At 75.0% G+C, this 15,096-nt stretch carries 15 protein-coding genes; 8 read left to right on the plus strand and 7 right to left on the minus strand.

Annotation, left to right across the window (positions count from 1 at the left end; translation table 11 throughout):
* Positions 1-80 precede the first annotated feature (80 nt).
* Complete coding sequence (locus KBY32_RS18695; RefSeq protein WP_210980848.1) at positions 81-1,226, plus strand: YihY/virulence factor BrkB family protein; 1,146 nt, start codon at positions 81-83, stop codon at positions 1,224-1,226.
* Between the two features lie 11 nt (positions 1,227-1,237).
* Here the strand turns inward: KBY32_RS18695 and KBY32_RS18700 are convergent, their stop codons facing one another.
* The gene (locus tag KBY32_RS18700) at positions 1,238-2,098 is read right to left on the minus strand and encodes an NmrA family transcriptional regulator (RefSeq protein ID WP_247689670.1); all 861 of its coding nucleotides are present in this window, start codon (positions 2,096-2,098) and stop codon (positions 1,238-1,240) included.
* Positions 2,099-2,178: 80 nt separating this feature from the next.
* Between KBY32_RS18700 and KBY32_RS18705 the strand changes: the two genes are divergently transcribed.
* Both KBY32_RS18705 and KBY32_RS18710 read left to right on the plus strand, forming a co-directional pair.
* Complete coding sequence (locus tag KBY32_RS18705) at positions 2,179-3,138, plus strand: AraC family transcriptional regulator (protein WP_210980849.1); 960 nt, start codon at positions 2,179-2,181, stop codon at positions 3,136-3,138.
* Positions 3,131-3,814, plus strand: a complete 684-nt coding sequence (locus tag KBY32_RS18710) for a helix-turn-helix domain-containing protein (protein ID WP_210980850.1) — start codon at positions 3,131-3,133, stop codon at positions 3,812-3,814. Before KBY32_RS18705 ends, KBY32_RS18710 begins: the two co-directional genes overlap by 8 nt.
* Here the strand turns inward: KBY32_RS18710 and KBY32_RS18715 are convergent.
* Both KBY32_RS18715 and KBY32_RS18720 read right to left on the minus strand, forming a co-directional pair.
* Complete coding sequence (locus KBY32_RS18715; RefSeq protein ID WP_210980851.1) at positions 3,800-4,198, minus strand: VOC family protein; 399 nt, start codon at positions 4,196-4,198, stop codon at positions 3,800-3,802. The genes KBY32_RS18710 and KBY32_RS18715 overlap by 15 nt on opposite strands.
* A 60-nt stretch (positions 4,199-4,258) precedes the next feature.
* Entirely contained in the window at positions 4,259-4,891 is a 633-nt protein-coding gene (locus tag KBY32_RS18720; RefSeq protein ID WP_210980852.1) for a VOC family protein, read from the minus strand.
* A gap of 104 nt (positions 4,892-4,995) precedes the next feature.
* On the opposite strand from KBY32_RS18720, the gene KBY32_RS18725 reads away from it, so the two are divergent.
* Complete coding sequence (locus tag KBY32_RS18725) at positions 4,996-5,643, plus strand: ThuA domain-containing protein (protein ID WP_115504690.1); 648 nt, start codon at positions 4,996-4,998, stop codon at positions 5,641-5,643.
* On the opposite strand, the gene KBY32_RS18730 is transcribed toward KBY32_RS18725, so the two are convergent.
* A complete protein-coding gene (locus tag KBY32_RS18730) occupies positions 5,640-6,788 on the minus strand; it encodes a ferritin-like protein (protein ID WP_210980853.1) in 1,149 nt (382 codons plus the stop codon). The genes KBY32_RS18725 and KBY32_RS18730 overlap by 4 nt on opposite strands.
* Before the next feature lie 283 nt (positions 6,789-7,071).
* Between KBY32_RS18730 and KBY32_RS18735 the strand changes: the two genes are divergently transcribed.
* Positions 7,072-8,646, plus strand: coding sequence for a carboxylesterase/lipase family protein (locus tag KBY32_RS18735; protein WP_210980854.1), 1,575 nt, complete (start codon positions 7,072-7,074; stop codon positions 8,644-8,646).
* Positions 8,647-8,656: 10 nt separating this feature from the next.
* On the opposite strand, the gene mmuM is transcribed toward KBY32_RS18735, so the two are convergent.
* Positions 8,657-9,580 (minus strand): homocysteine S-methyltransferase, encoded by a 924-nt coding sequence (gene mmuM / locus KBY32_RS18740; RefSeq protein ID WP_210980855.1) that lies wholly within the window; start codon positions 9,578-9,580, stop codon positions 8,657-8,659.
* Between the two features lie 150 nt (positions 9,581-9,730).
* On the opposite strand from mmuM, the gene KBY32_RS18745 reads away from it, so the two are divergent.
* The 3 genes from KBY32_RS18745 (at position 9,731) to KBY32_RS18755 (ending at position 12,762) form a co-directional block, all read left to right on the plus strand.
* On the plus strand, positions 9,731-11,464 hold the full coding sequence (locus tag KBY32_RS18745; RefSeq protein WP_210980856.1) for a DUF2264 domain-containing protein: 1,734 nt from the start codon (positions 9,731-9,733) through the stop codon (positions 11,462-11,464).
* A gap of 10 nt (positions 11,465-11,474) precedes the next feature.
* Positions 11,475-12,263, plus strand: coding sequence for an isocitrate lyase/phosphoenolpyruvate mutase family protein (locus KBY32_RS18750; RefSeq protein WP_210980857.1), 789 nt, complete (start codon positions 11,475-11,477; stop codon positions 12,261-12,263).
* Positions 12,264-12,336: 73 nt separating this feature from the next.
* Positions 12,337-12,762, plus strand: a complete 426-nt coding sequence (locus KBY32_RS18755; protein ID WP_374224961.1) for an NUDIX hydrolase — start codon at positions 12,337-12,339, stop codon at positions 12,760-12,762.
* On the opposite strand, the gene KBY32_RS18760 is transcribed toward KBY32_RS18755, so the two are convergent.
* Together KBY32_RS18760 and KBY32_RS18765 are read right to left on the minus strand one after the other, a co-directional pair.
* Positions 12,749-13,477 (minus strand): hypothetical protein, encoded by a 729-nt coding sequence (locus KBY32_RS18760; RefSeq protein ID WP_210980858.1) that lies wholly within the window; start codon positions 13,475-13,477, stop codon positions 12,749-12,751. The genes KBY32_RS18755 and KBY32_RS18760 overlap by 14 nt on opposite strands.
* 27 nt (positions 13,478-13,504) lie before the next feature.
* Entirely contained in the window at positions 13,505-14,893 is a 1,389-nt protein-coding gene (locus KBY32_RS18765; RefSeq protein ID WP_247689671.1) for a hypothetical protein, read from the minus strand.
* Between the last annotated feature and the right edge of the window lie 203 nt (positions 14,894-15,096).

Below are 15,096 nucleotides of genomic sequence, written 5' to 3' on the forward strand. Positions count from 1 at the left end.
CCCCACCCTGACACGGCCCGCCGCCGCCCGCGCCGGGCTCCCCGATGAGAGCGCCCGCGCGCGGCGGATACCTTTGGTTCGTGCAGCCAGCAAGTGAATCCCCCGAGCAGCCCTCCGGCCGTCTCCACCGGGCGCGTGCCCTCTACCGGAACGTCTCGAAGCGCAGGACTGCCTGGCTGCTGCTGAAGGACACGGTCAACTCGTGCATCGAGTACCGCATCCTGGGGCTCGCGGCGGAGGCCGCGTTCTTCACGCTGCTGTCCGTCCCGCCGCTGCTGCTCAGCCTCATCGGCCTCCTCGGCTACGTCGACGACTGGACCGGCACCGACACCATCACCAGTCTGGAGTCCAACCTCCTGGAGGCCTCCCGCACCGTCCTGTCCGACAAGGGCGTGCGCGAGATCGCCCAGCCGATCCTGGACGACGTGATGAAGGGCGGCCGCCCCGACGTCATCTCGGTCGGCTTCCTGTTCGCCCTGTGGTCCGGGTCGCGCGCGGTGAACGTCTTCATAGACACGATCACCGTGATGTACGGCCTCGACGGGGTGCGCGGCATCGTCAAGACCCGGCTGGTGGCGTTCCTGCTGTTCCTCGCCGCGCTGCTGATCGGCTCGGTGGCGCTGCCGCTGATGGTGGCGGGGCCGGACGCCGTGGTGCGGATCCTGCCCTGGTCGGAGACCGTGGTGCAGGTCCTGTACTGGCCCGTCGTGATCGTCCTGTCGGTCGCGTTCCTGACGACGCTGTACCACGTGTCCGTGCCGGTGCGCTCGCCGTGGATCGAGGACGTGCCCGGCGCCCTCGTCGCCCTCGCCATGTGGGTGCTCGGCAGCTTCCTGCTGCGCATCTACCTCACCAGCACCATCGAGGGCGCCACCATCTACGGCTCGCTCGCGGCGGCCGTCGCCGTCCTGCTGTGGATCGGTGTGTCCGCGTTCGCCGTGCTCGTCGGGGCCGCGGTCAACGCCGCGATCGACCGGGTCTGGCCGGCCGCCGCCACCGCCGCGGCCCGCGAGGCCAACGAGCGGGTGCGCGAGGCCCAGGTCGCCGAGTACGTGGCACGCGCGGCCGCCGGTCTGGAACCGGACCCCGACGACCCGGACATGCCGTCCGAGTTCCCCGAACGCTGGTCCCGTTTCCTCCCCCCTGAGGACGTCACGTCCCGGCTGCGCACCCATGTGAAGAACCCGCACCACCACCCGCCGCACAAGAAGAACGGCAGCTCCTAGAAGGCCGTCGGTCAGATGCGCCAGGCCCCCGCCGCCGCGGCCTCCCGCACGAAGGCGGAGAAGTCGCGCGGGGCCCGGCCGAGCACCTCGCGCACGTCGTCCGTGAGGTGCGCGTTGCGTCCGTCCAGGAGGGTCTCGAAGATCTCCACCAGCAGGGCCGCCTCCCCGGCCGGCACCCCGAACCCGGTCAGCGCCTCCCCGTAGGCCGGGGCGGGCACCGGCGTGTACGTGATCGCGCGCCCCGTCTCCGCCGCGATCTCCGCGACCGCCTCCCGCCAGGTCAGCAGGCGCGGCCCGGTCAGCCGCAGCGTCCGCCCCGTGTACCGGTCGCCGTCCGCCAGCACCGCCGTCACCACGTCCGCGATGTCCCGGACGTCGACGAACGGCTCCCGCACCTCACCGGCCGGGAACACCAGCTCCCCGTGCGCGATCCCCTCCACCAGCGGCCCCTCGCTGAAGTTCTGCGCGAACCACGAGGCCCGTACGACCGTCCAGTCCGCGCCGGACCCCTTCAGCGCCTCCTCCGCGGGCAGCGCCTGGTCCTCGCCGCGCGCCGACAGCAGCACCAGCCGCCGCACCCCGAGCCCTGCCGCCTCACTCGCCAGCGCCCCGATCCCCTCGGCCGCCGCAGGGTCGCCGATGTCGGTCGGGTACATCAGATAGGCCGCGTCCGCGCCCCGCAGGGTCCGCTCCCACGTCGAGGCGTCGCCCCAGTCGAAGCCCCGCGCCCGGGACGCCGCCCGGACGGTGAACCCCGCCGCACCCGCCGCGCGGGCCACCCTGCTTCCCGTACGCCCCGACGCCCCGGTCACCACCACGGTCGTCCCGTTCCCACCGGCCGTCACGGCCGCGTTCTCCTCGTTCCATGTCATGCCTCCAGTCAACGGCCGCGCTGCCAGGGCGCCCATCGCCGAACGGCTCACTCGCATACGCGGGCGTCTACCCTGACGGCATGGACGCCCTTGCCGGTCTGCTCGACGGGCCCCGCGCGCGCGGCGCGTTCATGATCCGCGCGTGCTTCGAACCGCCGTGGTCGGTCCGCGTCGAGGACCGCGCCCCGCTCACCGTCATGGTCATGGTCCGCGGCGAGGCGTGGGTGACACCCGACGCGGGCGAGCCGGTCCGGCTGCGCGCCGGCGACCTCGCCATCGCCCGCGGCCCCGACCCCTACACCTGCGCCGACGACCCCGGCACCCCGCCGCAGGCCCTGATCCTGCCGGGCGCCGAGTGCCGCTACCCCGACGGACGGCCCCTCAACGGCGCGATGGACCTCGGTGTGCGCGCCTGGGGCGACCGGCCCGACGGCTCGGCCGTCCTGCTCATCGGCACCTACCCGTGGGAGGGCGAGGTCGGCGGACGGCTGCTGAACTGCCTGCCCCCGCTGCTGACCCTCACCGCCGACGTGTGGGAGTGCCCGCTCACCCCCTACCTGATGACGGAGATCGCCAGAGACGCGCCAGGCCAGGAGGTCGTCCTGGACCGGCTGCTCGACCTGCTCGTCATCGCCGCGCTCCGGGCGTGGTTCGCCCGCCCCGAGGCCGAGGCCCCGGGCTGGTACCGGGCACAGGCCGACCCGGTCGTCGGGCGGGCGCTGCGGCTCCTCCAGGACGACCCCGCCCACCCCTGGACGGTCGCCTCGCTCGCCGCGAAGACCGGGGTGTCCCGTGCCGCGCTGTCCCGGCGGTTCACCGAACTGGTGGGGGAGGCGCCGATGACGTACCTCACCGGATGGCGGCTGGCGCTCGCCGCGGACGCGCTGCGCGACACCGACGACACCCTGGAGGCCATCGCGCGGCGCGTCGGCTACGGCAGCCCGTTCGCGCTGTCCGGCGCCTTCAAACGCGTCTACGGGGTGAGCCCGCAGGAGCACCGGCGGCGTCCCGCCCCGGCCCGGGTCGGCACCCGTGTATGAGGAGCGGGCGTCCCGGCTGCCGGGGGCCGTCGTCTGGACGAACACCCCGGACGCCTCCGGCACCGGGCGGGTCCTGCCCGACGGCTGCATGGACCTGCTGTGGCACGAGGGACGGCTGCTGGTCGCCGGGCCCGACACCCACGCCCAGCTCACCGAGGGCACGGCCGGCGCCTGGAGCGGCGTCCGGTTCTTCCCGGGGACCGCGCCCGCCCTCCTCGGCGTCCCCGCCCAGGAACTGCGCGACCGGCGCGTCGACCTCGCCGACCTGTGGCCCGCGTCCCGGGCCCGCCGGCTCGGCGCCCGCGTCGGAGCGGCGGCCGATCCGGCGACCGCCCTGGAGGACGCCGCCCTGGACCTCGCCGCCGACACCCGGCCGCCCGACCCGCTGCTGCGCCCCCTCGTCACCGCGCTCGGCGCGGGCCGCCCCGTCGCCACCGTCGCCGGTGAACTGGGGCTCGGAGCCCGGCAGTTGCACCGCCGCTCACTGGCCGCCTTCGGGTACGGCCCCAAGACCCTGGCCCGGATCCTGCGGCTCCAGCGCGCCCTGCGGCTGGCCCGCTCCGGCGTGCCGTACGCGGACACCGCGGCCCGCGCGGGCTACGCCGACCAGGCCCACCTCGCCCGTGACGTCAGGGAGCTGACGGGACTGACCCTCGGCGGACTACTCGGCGGGTAGCGGCGCGAACAGGTCCACGCCGTTGCCGTCCGGGTCCCGCACCACGGCGTAGCGCTGCCCCCAGAAGGCGTCCCACGGCTTGAGCGCGCCGTCGTACCCCGCGCCCACCATGTCCTCGTACACCGCGTCCACCTCGGCCGGACCGTCGCACCGCAGCGCCAGCGCGGCCCGGCCGTCCCCGGTCGGCGACCGCCATTCCGGATGGAAGGACCGGACCGTGTCCTCGGTGTCGAGCAGCAGCCGTACCCCGCCGGGCGGCGCGGCCTCGGCGTGCGGCTCGTGCTCGGCGCCCTCGGGGAACGGGAATCCCAGACGCCGGTAGAAGGCGACGGAGGCGGCCATGTCGGAGACGACGAGGCCGACGGCATCGAATCGTGGAGTCATGCGGTCACCGTAGGGACCGGGGGAGGGGCCCGTCTTGAAGAAAACGGACACCGGAAGCGGTCAGTGGAAGGTGACCGGCCCCTTGGGGGTGTCCAGCGTGAAGGAGAGCCCGACCGGGCCCACCGTCAGCGCGAGATCGGTGCCGAGCGAGCGCACCGGCCGCCGGACCGCCTCCGGGTCGGGCGCGCTCCCCGACATCGACAGCAGCGGAGTGAGCGGCAGCCCGGCGGCCGTGGGATGGGGCGAGTCGCCCCAGTCGATCAGGAAGGGCACCAGACCGGACGGGTCGGCGTCCTCGCCGTCCGTGAGCCGCCACCGCAGCAGCGTGCCGTCGGGCAGGCGCCTGCTCATCGGCTTCGCCGGGCCCGGGTCGTACCCCTGGGCCCGCGCGGCCGCGATCGCCGCGTCCAGGTCGGGCGGGGCGATCGCCCAGGTGAGGGCGCGGGCGGTGGTGAGCCCGAGGGACGCGAAGGGCCGCGGTCGCCCCGGAGCGGCCTGCTCCGGGTCCGGGCCGATGATCTCCAGATAGCTCGAACCGCCCAGCGCCACCAGATGGTTGCGGGTGCCGCGCCCGACATGCACCCCGCCGGGGGCCGGCTCCACCCCCGTGCGACGGGTGAACTCGGCGAGGGTGGCGGCGAGATCGCGCGTCGCCAGCACGAGATGATCCAGGAACGGGGGAATGGCATTCATCCCGGCCGAGGCTACGCAGTGCGCCCGTTCCGGGGGAACACCCCCGCCCGCGCCGGGAGTTCACAGCGGGACGGCCGGGCGGACCGCCGTCTACGCTGGACCGCATGGCCGTACGACTCCTCGTCTTCACCCGCACCACCGACTACCGGCACGCGTCCATCCCGGCCGGGGTGGAGGCACTGCGCACGCTCGGCGGCTTCACGGTGGACCACACCGAGGACCCGGCGGCCCTCGAACGCCCCCTCGACGGCTACGCGGCCGTCGTCTTCCTCTCCACCAGCGGCGACGTGCTCACCCCCGCCGGACGCGAACGGCTCCTCGCCCACATCGGCTCCGGCGGCGGCTTCGCCGGCATCCACGCGGCCGCCTGCACCGAGTACGGCTGGCCCGCCTACGGCGACCTCCTCGGCGCCCGCTTCGACCGGCACCCCGCGTACCAGCCCGGCAAGGTGGTCGTCGAGGACCACGACCACCCCGCCACCCGGCATCTGCCGCCCGTCTGGGAACTCACCGACGAGTGGTACGACTTCCGCCGCAGCCCCCGGGGCGCCGTCCGGGTCCTGGCCTCCGCCGACGAGTCGTCGTACGACGGAGGCGGCATGGGCGACGACCATCCGCTCGCCTGGTGCCGAGAGCACGGCGCCGGGCGGGTCTTCTACACGGCCCTCGGCCACGCGGCCGAGCTGTACGACGACCCCGCCTTCCGCGCGCATCTGCGGGGCGGGATCGGGTGGGCGGCGGACACGACCTAGCGGCCGGGCCGGGGGAGGGCGTGGAACTGGGGGCCGTAGTTGCCGCGGCCGTCCGGGAGCGGGGTCTCCATCAGCTCCAGCGCCGGCTGCGCCAGACCGCGCATGGTGCGGATGCCGGCGCCCAGACTGCGGTGCCCACCGCCCGCCCAGGCGTCGTCGAGGGAGTCCAGCACCGTGCTGTACATGGCGTCGAAGCGGAACAGCGTGCCTCCGACGTGCACCGAGGCGCGGGGCCAGCCGCCCGCCGGGACCGGCGCCATGGGACGCACGTCCGGGAACGGCACCGCGGGGCCGGTGTAGGCCCAGCCCTCGGCGGTCTGCCGCAGCTCACGCCCGTGGTAGATCTCTCCGAACGCGTAGTAGTGCGCGGGGGCGTCCTGCGAGAACGAGTCGTTCGGCGAGGCGGCCGTGCCCTCGCCCTGCTCCCTGATCACCTCGATGTCGTGCTCGACGTCGTCCAGCGTCCGCACGGGCCGCAGCTCGTCGGAGTCGATGCGCTGGGACACCTGCCCCCGCACCGACAGCTCCGGCCGCACCGACGTGAACGCGCCCAGCAGGCCCTCGTAGAACTCGCCGACCGTGGGGGACGCCGGGGCGCTGCGGACCAGCGGCTCCTCGGGCGCCTCGATGGCCATCATCACGTCCCGGACGTAGTCCCTGCCGAGCCCCGACAGATAGACGTTCACGCCCGCGCGCACCCCGCCGGGCAGTGGCCCCGGGTAGACCGGCGCGGCCGCCTTGACCTGCGGCCGGCCGCCGATCGCGACCAGCAGGTTGCACACGATGCCCAGGTGGTACATCTCGTCGCCGACGATGCGCCGGATCATCCGCGCCACCTCGTGGCGCGGGTTCTTCACCGACCACCAGCCGCACAGATAGGGCGGGATCGTGGCGAGCTCCAGGGCGATGGCGACCTGCAGCGCGGACCGCAGCCAGTCGATGTCGCGGCCGTCCTCCGGGACGGCCATCAGCCGGGCCACCGACCCGAGCCGGGCCGTGGCGGCGGCCGTCTCCAGGGGCGCGGCGTGGGCCGTCTGCGCTGTCCCGGCGACCGCGGCCGGCGCTCCGGCCGCCAGCGCGGCCGACGCCAGGAAACTCCTGCGCCTGAACGGGGCCACCGCCGGCTCGTCCCGCTCTTCGCTCATACCCGTCTCCCTCGCCTCAGCTCACGGGGCGGGCCCCGGCCTGGCTCGGCACGGCGGCACACGGGCCCCTCGACAGCTCGCGAAGCTAGCAGCGATCACCCCCGCCACCAGGGCACACGTGCCGAGCGGCGCCGCGACCACCCGGCCGGTCCAACGCGGCGCCCCCACCCCGCGACCTACGCCGAACGGCCCTGTTCGGCCCCCGTCCGATGGAATATCCGGCCACAATGAGGTGCTCTGATCTTCACGGTGCACAAGCGCGGTGGAGGAGGCTGGTGGACGGATGACGGCACTCCGGACGGACCCTGTGGTGAGCACGCCCCACGGCGCGGTACGGGGCGGATACGAGGACGGCGTCGCCGTGTTCCGGGGCATCCCGTACGCGGCACCACCCTTCGGCCCCCGCCGGTTCCGGCCGCCGGAGCCGCCCGAGCCGTGGGACGGCGTGCGGGACGCGCTCGCCTTCGGCCCGACCGCGCCGAAGCCGCCCTACTCCGAGGCGTTCGCCCAGTATCTGTCCGACCCGACCGTGCCCGGCGACGACTGTCTCAACCTCAACGTCTGGACGCCCGACCCGGCCCCCGGCGCCCGGCTGCCCGTCATGCTGTGGCTGCACGGCGGCGCCCTCACCCGCGGCTCCTCCGCGGTGCCGGTCTACGACGGGCGCGCCTTCGCCCGCGACGGCATCGTCATGGTCTCCGTGAACTACCGGCTCGGCGTCGAGGGCTACGGCTACTTCCCGGACGCCCCCGCCAACCCGGGCCTGCGCGACCAGCTGGCCGCGCTGGAGTGGGTGCACGCGTCCATAGCCGCGTTCGGCGGCGACCCCGACCGGATCACGCTGTTCGGGCAGTCCGCCGGCGCCATCAGCATCGGCGCGCTGCTCGCCGCCCCGCAGGCCCAGGGCCTGGTCCGGCGGGCCATCCTGCAGAGCGGGCCGCCCGAGGCCGGCGAACGGGACAAGGTGCGCCGCATGGTGCGCCGGATGGCGACCCGGCTGAAGATCCCGGCGACCGCCGCCGCGTTCGCCGAGGTCGACCGCGAGCTGCTGCTGCGCATCCAGGGCGAGGTGGGCCGGCTCAGCTCGCCCGTGCTAGGCGGCCCGGCCTTCGGGATCGTCGTCGACGGCGACCTCGTGCCCCGCGACCCGCTGGAGGCGCTGACCGACGGCGGCGCGGCGGCGGGCGTCGAGCTGATGATGGGCTGGACCAGGGACGAGTACCGGCTGTGGCTGGTGCCCGGCGGGCTGCTGGAGCGCGTCGACCGGCTCGGCGCGGTCGCCCTCGCCGGAGCCATGGCCCGCTGCCACGTCGGCTCCGACGTCCCGCGCGGCTACCGCGCGCTGCACCCGGAGGCCGGCACCGCCGAGACGGTCGGCCAGATGGTCACCGACCACCTGCTGCGCCGCCCCCTGCACCGCCTGGCCGACGCCCGCCCCGGATCGTCGTACATGTACGAGTTCGCCTGGCCCTCCAACCTGCCCGGCCTGGGCTCCTGCCACGCGCTGGAACTGGGCTTCGTCTTCGACACCGGGGAGGCCCCCGAGTCCCGCAGACTCGCCGGCGAGGGCGCGCCGCAGTCGCTCGCCGACGAGATGCACGGGACGTGGGTGCGGTTCGCGACGGACGGCGACCCCGGCTGGCAGCCCTGGGACGCGACCCACCCGGTCCGCGTCTTCGGCGACGGCGCCCCCCGCACGGACCTCGGCCCCCGCGACGCCGAACTGTCCCTCTGGACCCCAGCACCCCACCCCCCGGACCCCGCCCCCGCCCCGGCCAACGGCACCCCGGCCCGGGGCACCGAGATGCGAGCGGTCGTCCGCCGTCTGCGCCTGCCGGGGGCGGTCCGGCGGCACTGAGGGCGGGACGTCACGCCCCAGGGGTCAGCGTTCGGGAGAGGGCCGTGATCGTCGGGGGGCCCACGCGGCAGCAGCCGCCGATCAGGTGGGCGCCCGATGCACGCCACTGCCTGGCCAGGGCGGGGGAGAGGGTGGCTCGGCCGTCCCAGGCTCGGGTCGTCGCGTTCCAGGACTCGCCGCTGTTCGGGTAGGCGACCACCGGAAGGCCCGTCACCCGGGCGGCGATCGCGACGGCACCCTCGACGTCCTCCGGGGCGCAGCAGTTCACCCCGACCGCGATCACCTCGTCGGCGCCGGCGGCGAGCCCGAACGCCTCCTCCAGCGGCTGCCCGGCGCGGGTGCGGTCGCCGCTGACCGTGTACGACAGCCAGGCCGGGACGCCCAGCCCGCGCACCGCCCGCAGCAGCGCCTCGGCCTCGTCGGTGTCCGGGACCGTCTCCAGCGCGAGCACGTCGGGCCGGGCCCCGGCGAGGACCTCCAGCCGGGGCCGGTGGAACCGCTCCAGCTCCGCCACGCTCAGCCCGTACCGCCCCCGGTACTCCGAGCCGTCCGCGAGCATCGCCCCGTACGGTCCGGCCGACGCCGCCACCCACAGCGGACGGCCGATTCCGCGCGCCCGCGCCCGCCGCGCCGCTTCACGCGCCAGCTCCACGCTCGACGCGATCAGCCCGGCGGCCCGCTCCCGGTCCACTCCGCGCCGCGCGAAGCCCTCGAAGGTCGCCTGGTAGCCGGCGGTGATCGCCACGTCCGCGCCCGCCTCGAAGTACGCGAGGTGGGCTTCGACGATCGCCCCGGGCTCCTCCGCGAGCAGCCGCGCCGACCACAGCTCGTCGCTCAGGTCGTGTCCCTGGGCCTCGAGCTGGTTGGACAGTCCTCCGTCGAGCACGACGGTGCCCGTAGCGAGGGCCTCGGCGAGGGTCGGCGTGCCGTTCATGCACGTGACGGTAGTCGAACGCGGGGCGGGAGGGGGTCTGGCGCGGTGGGGGTGGGTGCGGGTGGGATGGGGGCGTGGGGGTCTTGTTCCCGTCGCCGGAAGGAGCCCCCCGGCGTACGACCGTAGACCAGCCCACGAGCCGGGAGAGCCATGCCGCCGTCGCCCGACGTCCCGCTGGACGGGGACCCCGCCCTCAGCCCCTACACCGGTCGCACCCGCGCCCACTGGGAGGCGACGGCCGACTCCCTGCTCGCCGCCGTCGAGCCGTACGCCACCGGCGACCGCGCCCTCTACCACCTGCCCGGCGACCGCCCGAGCTGGTCCGGCCGGCTCTCCGACGGCCTGGAGGGCTACGCCCGCACCCTGCTCCTCGCGGCCTTCCGCCGGGACGAGACCGTGCTGGAGCGTTACGCCGACGGACTCGCGGCCGGCGTCTCCGGGGTGTGGCCCCGGATCGAGGACCGGGGACAGCCGCTCGTCGAGGCCGCGTCGATCGCGCTCGCGTTGAGGCTCACCCGGCCCCTGCTGTGGGACCGGTTGCCGGACGGGGTGCGGCAGCGGGCGGCCGCATGGCTCGGCGACGCGCTGACCGCCGAACCCTGGCCCTGCAACTGGGAGTTGTTCCCGGTGACGGTCGGCGGCTTCCTCCAGGAGATCGGGCACGCGTCCGAGGCGTCCCGTACGGCGATCGACCGGGGCCTGGCCCGCATCGAGGACTGGTACGTCGGCGACGGCTGGTACACGGACGGCGACGGCCGCAAGTTCGACTACTACAACGGCTGGGCCATGCACCTCTACCCGGTGCTGCACGCCTGGCTGGCCGGTGACGCCGCCCTCCTCGACCTGTACGGCGGCCGGCTGTCCCGCCATCTGGCCGACTACGCCCGTCTGTTCGGCGGCGACGGTGCCCCGATGCGCCAGGGTCGCTCCCTGACCTACCGGTTCGCCACGGCGGCCCCGCTGTGCCTGGGCGCGCTCACCGGGCACACGCCCCTCGCGCCAGGTGTCACCCGACGCCTGGCGTCCGGCGCGCTGACCTACTTCCTGGAGCGCGGCGCGGTGGACGAGAAGGGCCTGCTGACGCTCGGCTGGCACGGCCCCGACTCCACGGTTCTGCAAGGGTATTCGGGGCCCGCGTCCCCGTACTGGGCGAGCAAGGGCTTCCTCGGCCTGCTGCTCCCGGCCGGCCACCCGGTGTGGACGGCGGTGGAGGAACTCGCGCCCGTCGAGCGCGAGGACGCCGTCACCGCCCTCGCCGCCCCCAACTGGCTGCTGCAGGCCACGCGTTCGGACGGGCTGGTCCGGCTGCACAACCACGGCAGCGAGGACGTCCGCTACGACCCGTACTACACGCGGCTCGCCTACTCCACGGCCACGGCGCCCTCACCGTCGTACGACAACTCCGTGATCGTCGGCGGCGATCCACGCCGTACGGACATCGTGCCGCTCGGGGTGGGCGACGGCTGGGCGGCGTCCCGGCACTCGGTCGGCGACGGGGTCCGTGTCACCAGTGTGGTGCTGGCGGAGGGCGCGGCCGAGGTGCGGATCCACGAGGTCACGGGCGCGCCGCCCGGGACGGAGGTACGGGTGACCGGGTGGGCCGCGTCCGGCGGGCTGCGGTCCGAACTCGTGCCGGTGCTAGGCATGTCGGGGGAGGGTGAGCCGACCGGGGTGACGTCCGCCGGGTCCACCCTGTTCGCCGTCCTGGCCCGTCTCACAGCCGAGACCGATCCCGGCCCGCTGACCGATCTGGTGTCCGTTCGGCCGTCCGGGGACGGCACGGTGGATGTCCGGTGGAGCAGTGGCCGCCGGATGCGGGTCCGGCCGGCGCGGGAGTGCCCGGTGGTCGACACTTCGGCCGGGGCCGAACCGATCGGGCCCTAGCGTTCCCCGTATGACGTCGACGACCCCGTTCGCCGCGCTCCACCACGGTGACGCCCCCCTGCTGCTGCCCAACGCCTGGGACCACGCCTCCGCCTCCGCCCTGGCCGCCCGGGGCTTCCCGGCGGTCGGCACGACGAGTCTGGGGGCCGCCGCTGCCGCCGGGCTGCCCGACGGCTCCTCCGCCACCCGCGACGAGACCCTGCGCCTCGCCCTCGTGCTCGGCTCCGGGCCCTACCTGCTCTCCGTCGACGCGGAGGACGGCTACAGCGACGACCCCGAGGAGGTGGCCGCGTTCGCCCGGCAGCTCGCCGCCGTCGGAGCCGTCGGCGTCAATCTGGAGGACCGGCTGGGCGACCCCGTCCGGCACGCGGTGAAGATCGCCGCGGTCAAGGCCGCCGTCCCCGGTCTCTTCGTCAACGCCCGTACCGACACCCACTGGCTGGGCGACGGGAGCGAGGACCCGAGGCGCCGGCTCGACGCCTACCGGGAGGCGGGCGCCGACGGGGCGTTCGTGCCCGGGCTGACCGACGCCCGGGAGATCGCCGCCCTGGTGAAGGATCTCGACGTCCCCCTGAACGTCCTGCACAGCCCGGCCGGACCCGGGCTCCCCCGCCTTGCTGAACTCGGCGTCCGCCGCGTCAGCCTCGGCTCCCTGCTCTACCGGGTGGCCCTGGGTGCCGCGCTCGACGCGGTCGGCGCGATCGCGGCCGGACGGCCCCTGGCCGGGACCGTCCCCTCGTACCGGGATGTCGAGAAGCTGGGACGGCGCGGTGACGCGGGACACGGCGGCGTGCGGTGAGCCCCTGTTAGCCTTGAAGCTTTCCCGGGTATCAGACCCTTTGGACTCATCACCGGCGAGGGACCGAGGAACCATGACCATGGACATCCCCGGCGACAGGCGACTGGCGGCCGCCGTCGTGATGGACGAGGACCGGCGGGTCCTCCTGGTCCGCCGCAGCGTCAAGGAGCGGTTCCTGCCCCGGGTCTGGGGTGTTCCCTGCGGAAAGCTGGAGCCCGGCGAGCTCCCCGAGGACGGCGCGCTGCGGGAGCTCAAGGAGGAGACCGGCCTGCTCGGCGAGGTCGTCCGCAAGGTCGGCGAGTCGTCCTTCCTCAGCGAGTACCGGGGCCACGAGATCAAGAACTGGCAGGACAACTTCCTGGTCCGCCCGCTGACTTCGGCGATCACCCTGCCCGAGCCCGACCAGGACTCCGTCTGGCTGAGCCGCGCCGAGCTGACGACGGTCGACGTCGACGCGTACAACCTCGACGTCGTCCAGCAGGCCTTCAGCGCGACCTGAGGCGGTCCGCCAGCGCGCCCAGCGCCGCCAGATACTCCGGCACCGCCAGCGGCACCTTCGCCACCGCGCCCGGATGCGGGCCCGCCGCCGTGAACACGTCGGTGTGCCGCCGCCGTCCGGCCCCCGTCTCCAGAAACAGCGTCACCGTCGGCTCGTCCGTGTCGCACCAGGCCCGGTGCAGGGTGTGCGCGGGCAGCGCGTACGAACTGCCCTCCGCGTACTGGCCGGTGTGCGTCAGCCGCAGCCGCGCCTCGCCCGCCGCCGCCAGCGTCCAGTCCGCCGAGCCGTGCGCCAGCGACTCCTCGTAGCGGGCCGCCGTGAGACCGCCGCCGTCGCCGGACACCTCGTACAGCTCCATCGCCAGCCGGCCCCGCACCACATAAGAGGCCAGCGATGAGCGGTGGTTGTGGATGTCTTCCTTGCCGATCGTCCCCGCGTCCGGATGCCACACATGCGCGCGCAGCATGTGCCGCGGCCCCGCGTCGATCAGCAGCAGCTTGTCGAAGCCCAGCACATGCCGGTACGACAGCCGGGCCGTGCCCTCCGGATCGCCCGCGCCGGAGGCCAGTTCGGCGACGAGCGCCGACAGGGCGCCGTCCGCGCCGAGTTCACCGACGACCCGGCGGGCGGCCGCCGCCTGTTCGTGCTCGGGCAGCTCGCCGTCCAGCGCCTCCGCCAGCAACCGCCGTGCCGCCCGCACCCGCCGACCACCCATGCACCCGTCCTCCCGTACCGCAGCGGCTCATCCGCGTGGCTGATACATCCATACGGCATGGGCGCGCAGCGCCGAAAGGCCCTGATACGTCATCCACATGGGCCGGCGCAGCTCGGTGCCGTCGCCGCCGCGCCCCCACACCCAGACACCGCCCCGCTGCCCGGCCCACACCGCGGCCAGCGCCCCGTCCAGCCGGACCCGCCACTCGGCCTCCAGGCCCTCGGCCCGCGCGACGGCCACGGCACCCGGCGTCAGAAGGGCGCGCACCAGCCAGGACGCGGTGAAGTGGCGCACGCTCAGCACCTCGTGCCGGGACGGGTCGTCGGTACGCGGGCGGCGCACCTCCTCGTGCAGGTTCTCCAGGTCGGGGCAGGTGTCGTGCGGTGCGTCCGGGCAGGCCAGCAGCCAGCGGATGCCGTCCTCGCGCGCGGTCCGCGCCCGCTCGCCCCGCGCGTCGGCGTCCTCGCCCAGGACTAGCGCCGCCCGGTCCAGGGCGACCACGGCCTGCGCGGTGTGCAGCGGCGACGGCCTGCCGTACGGCGGCTGCAGCCGGTAGCCCCAGCAGCGCAGATGGTCCCGGCGCCCGTCGCTGATCGCGCCGTCCGCGAGGGCTTCGCGCAGCAGGGACAGCAGCGGGGAGCCGGGCGCGGCCCGCAGCAGCCCGCGCAGCACGGTCGTCACCACATGCGTGGACTCCCAGCCCGCGCGGTCCAGCTCCCGGGTGAAGCCGGCCGTGCAGAGGTCCACCTCGGCGCCCAGCCGGTCGGCCGGCACCCCCGCGCGGGCCAGCGCGCCCAGCACCAGCGCGGTGACCTCGGGACGCGCCTGGGAGCCCTGGGAGCGCGCCGACCAGCCGCCCTCGGGCAGCCGCAGCCGCCACAGCGTGTCCACCAGCTCGCCGGTGCTCAGCCGCCCGTCGGGCATCCCGAGGTCGAGCATCATGTGCAGGCCGTACGCGGTGCCCACGGACGTCGGCCAGGACGGGGTGCTCTCGCCGAGGGAGTGCGGCCAGCCGGTGAGGCGCCCGCGCCGCGGGTCCTCCACGACGCACACCTGCTCGACGAGGGCGTTGTACGCGGAGGCGAACACCTGCGGGAGCGGGCCGGACGCGCCCGTGCCCGGAAGGTCAGGGCCGCTGCCGCCCCGGTCGCCCGCCGCGGCCCGGGCGCGCAGCAGGGCCGCCGCCAGCCAGACGGCGACGAAGGTGCCGAGGCCGCTGACCCCGGAGATCAGATAGCGGGCCGCGGAGCCGTCCAGCGAGTCCGGCAGCACCCCGAACAGGGCCTGGAAGACGGCATATCCGGCGGCCGCCGCGCCGAGTCCGCCGAGCCAGCCGACGAAACGGGCCGGCGGCGAGCCGGCCGGGTCCTCACCGTCGGCGGCGGGAGGGGCGGGACCGGGGCGACGGGATCTCAACGGGCCGCGTCCTAACTGCTGTTGGGACAAGACGCGCTCCCTCCCCCGTGGCGGCCGCGTGTGGCTTCCGCGAAGCTTCCAGTCTAAGAGCTCCGAACACAAGTGGAGTCCGATCAGCTCACGGCGTCTGGCGCGTGCGATCGCAAGGCGCCGGAAGCCCCTGGTAGCGGCGCTACCAGGGGCTTCCGGCAACGCGGCGAGCG

Source organism: Streptomyces sp. RK62 (assembly GCF_018070255.1).
GTDB lineage: Bacteria > Actinomycetota > Actinomycetes > Streptomycetales > Streptomycetaceae > Streptomyces > Streptomyces nigra.

What these genes read in the sequence shown, in the direction of transcription:
- KBY32_RS18700 (WP_247689670.1), bottom strand. Translation starts at nt 2,098, where the DNA reads ATGACATGGAACGAGGAGAACGCGGCCGTGACGGCCGGTGGGAACGGG.
- KBY32_RS18705 (WP_210980849.1), top strand. Translation starts at nt 2,179, where the DNA reads ATGGACGCCCTTGCCGGTCTGCTCGACGGGCCCCGCGCGCGCGGCGCG.
- KBY32_RS18715 (WP_210980851.1), bottom strand. Translation starts at nt 4,198, where the DNA reads ATGACTCCACGATTCGATGCCGTCGGCCTCGTCGTCTCCGACATGGCC.
- KBY32_RS18720 (WP_210980852.1), bottom strand. Translation starts at nt 4,891, where the DNA reads ATGAATGCCATTCCCCCGTTCCTGGATCATCTCGTGCTGGCGACGCGC.
- KBY32_RS18725 (WP_115504690.1), top strand. Translation starts at nt 4,996, where the DNA reads ATGGCCGTACGACTCCTCGTCTTCACCCGCACCACCGACTACCGGCAC.
- KBY32_RS18730 (WP_210980853.1), bottom strand. Translation starts at nt 6,788, where the DNA reads ATGAGCGAAGAGCGGGACGAGCCGGCGGTGGCCCCGTTCAGGCGCAGG.
- KBY32_RS18735 (WP_210980854.1), top strand. Translation starts at nt 7,072, where the DNA reads ATGACGGCACTCCGGACGGACCCTGTGGTGAGCACGCCCCACGGCGCG.
- mmuM (WP_210980855.1), bottom strand. Translation starts at nt 9,580, where the DNA reads ATGAACGGCACGCCGACCCTCGCCGAGGCCCTCGCTACGGGCACCGTC.
- KBY32_RS18745 (WP_210980856.1), top strand. Translation starts at nt 9,731, where the DNA reads ATGCCGCCGTCGCCCGACGTCCCGCTGGACGGGGACCCCGCCCTCAGC.
- KBY32_RS18750 (WP_210980857.1), top strand. Translation starts at nt 11,475, where the DNA reads ATGACGTCGACGACCCCGTTCGCCGCGCTCCACCACGGTGACGCCCCC.
- KBY32_RS18755 (WP_374224961.1), top strand. Translation starts at nt 12,337, where the DNA reads ATGACCATGGACATCCCCGGCGACAGGCGACTGGCGGCCGCCGTCGTG.
- KBY32_RS18760 (WP_210980858.1), bottom strand. Translation starts at nt 13,477, where the DNA reads ATGGGTGGTCGGCGGGTGCGGGCGGCACGGCGGTTGCTGGCGGAGGCG.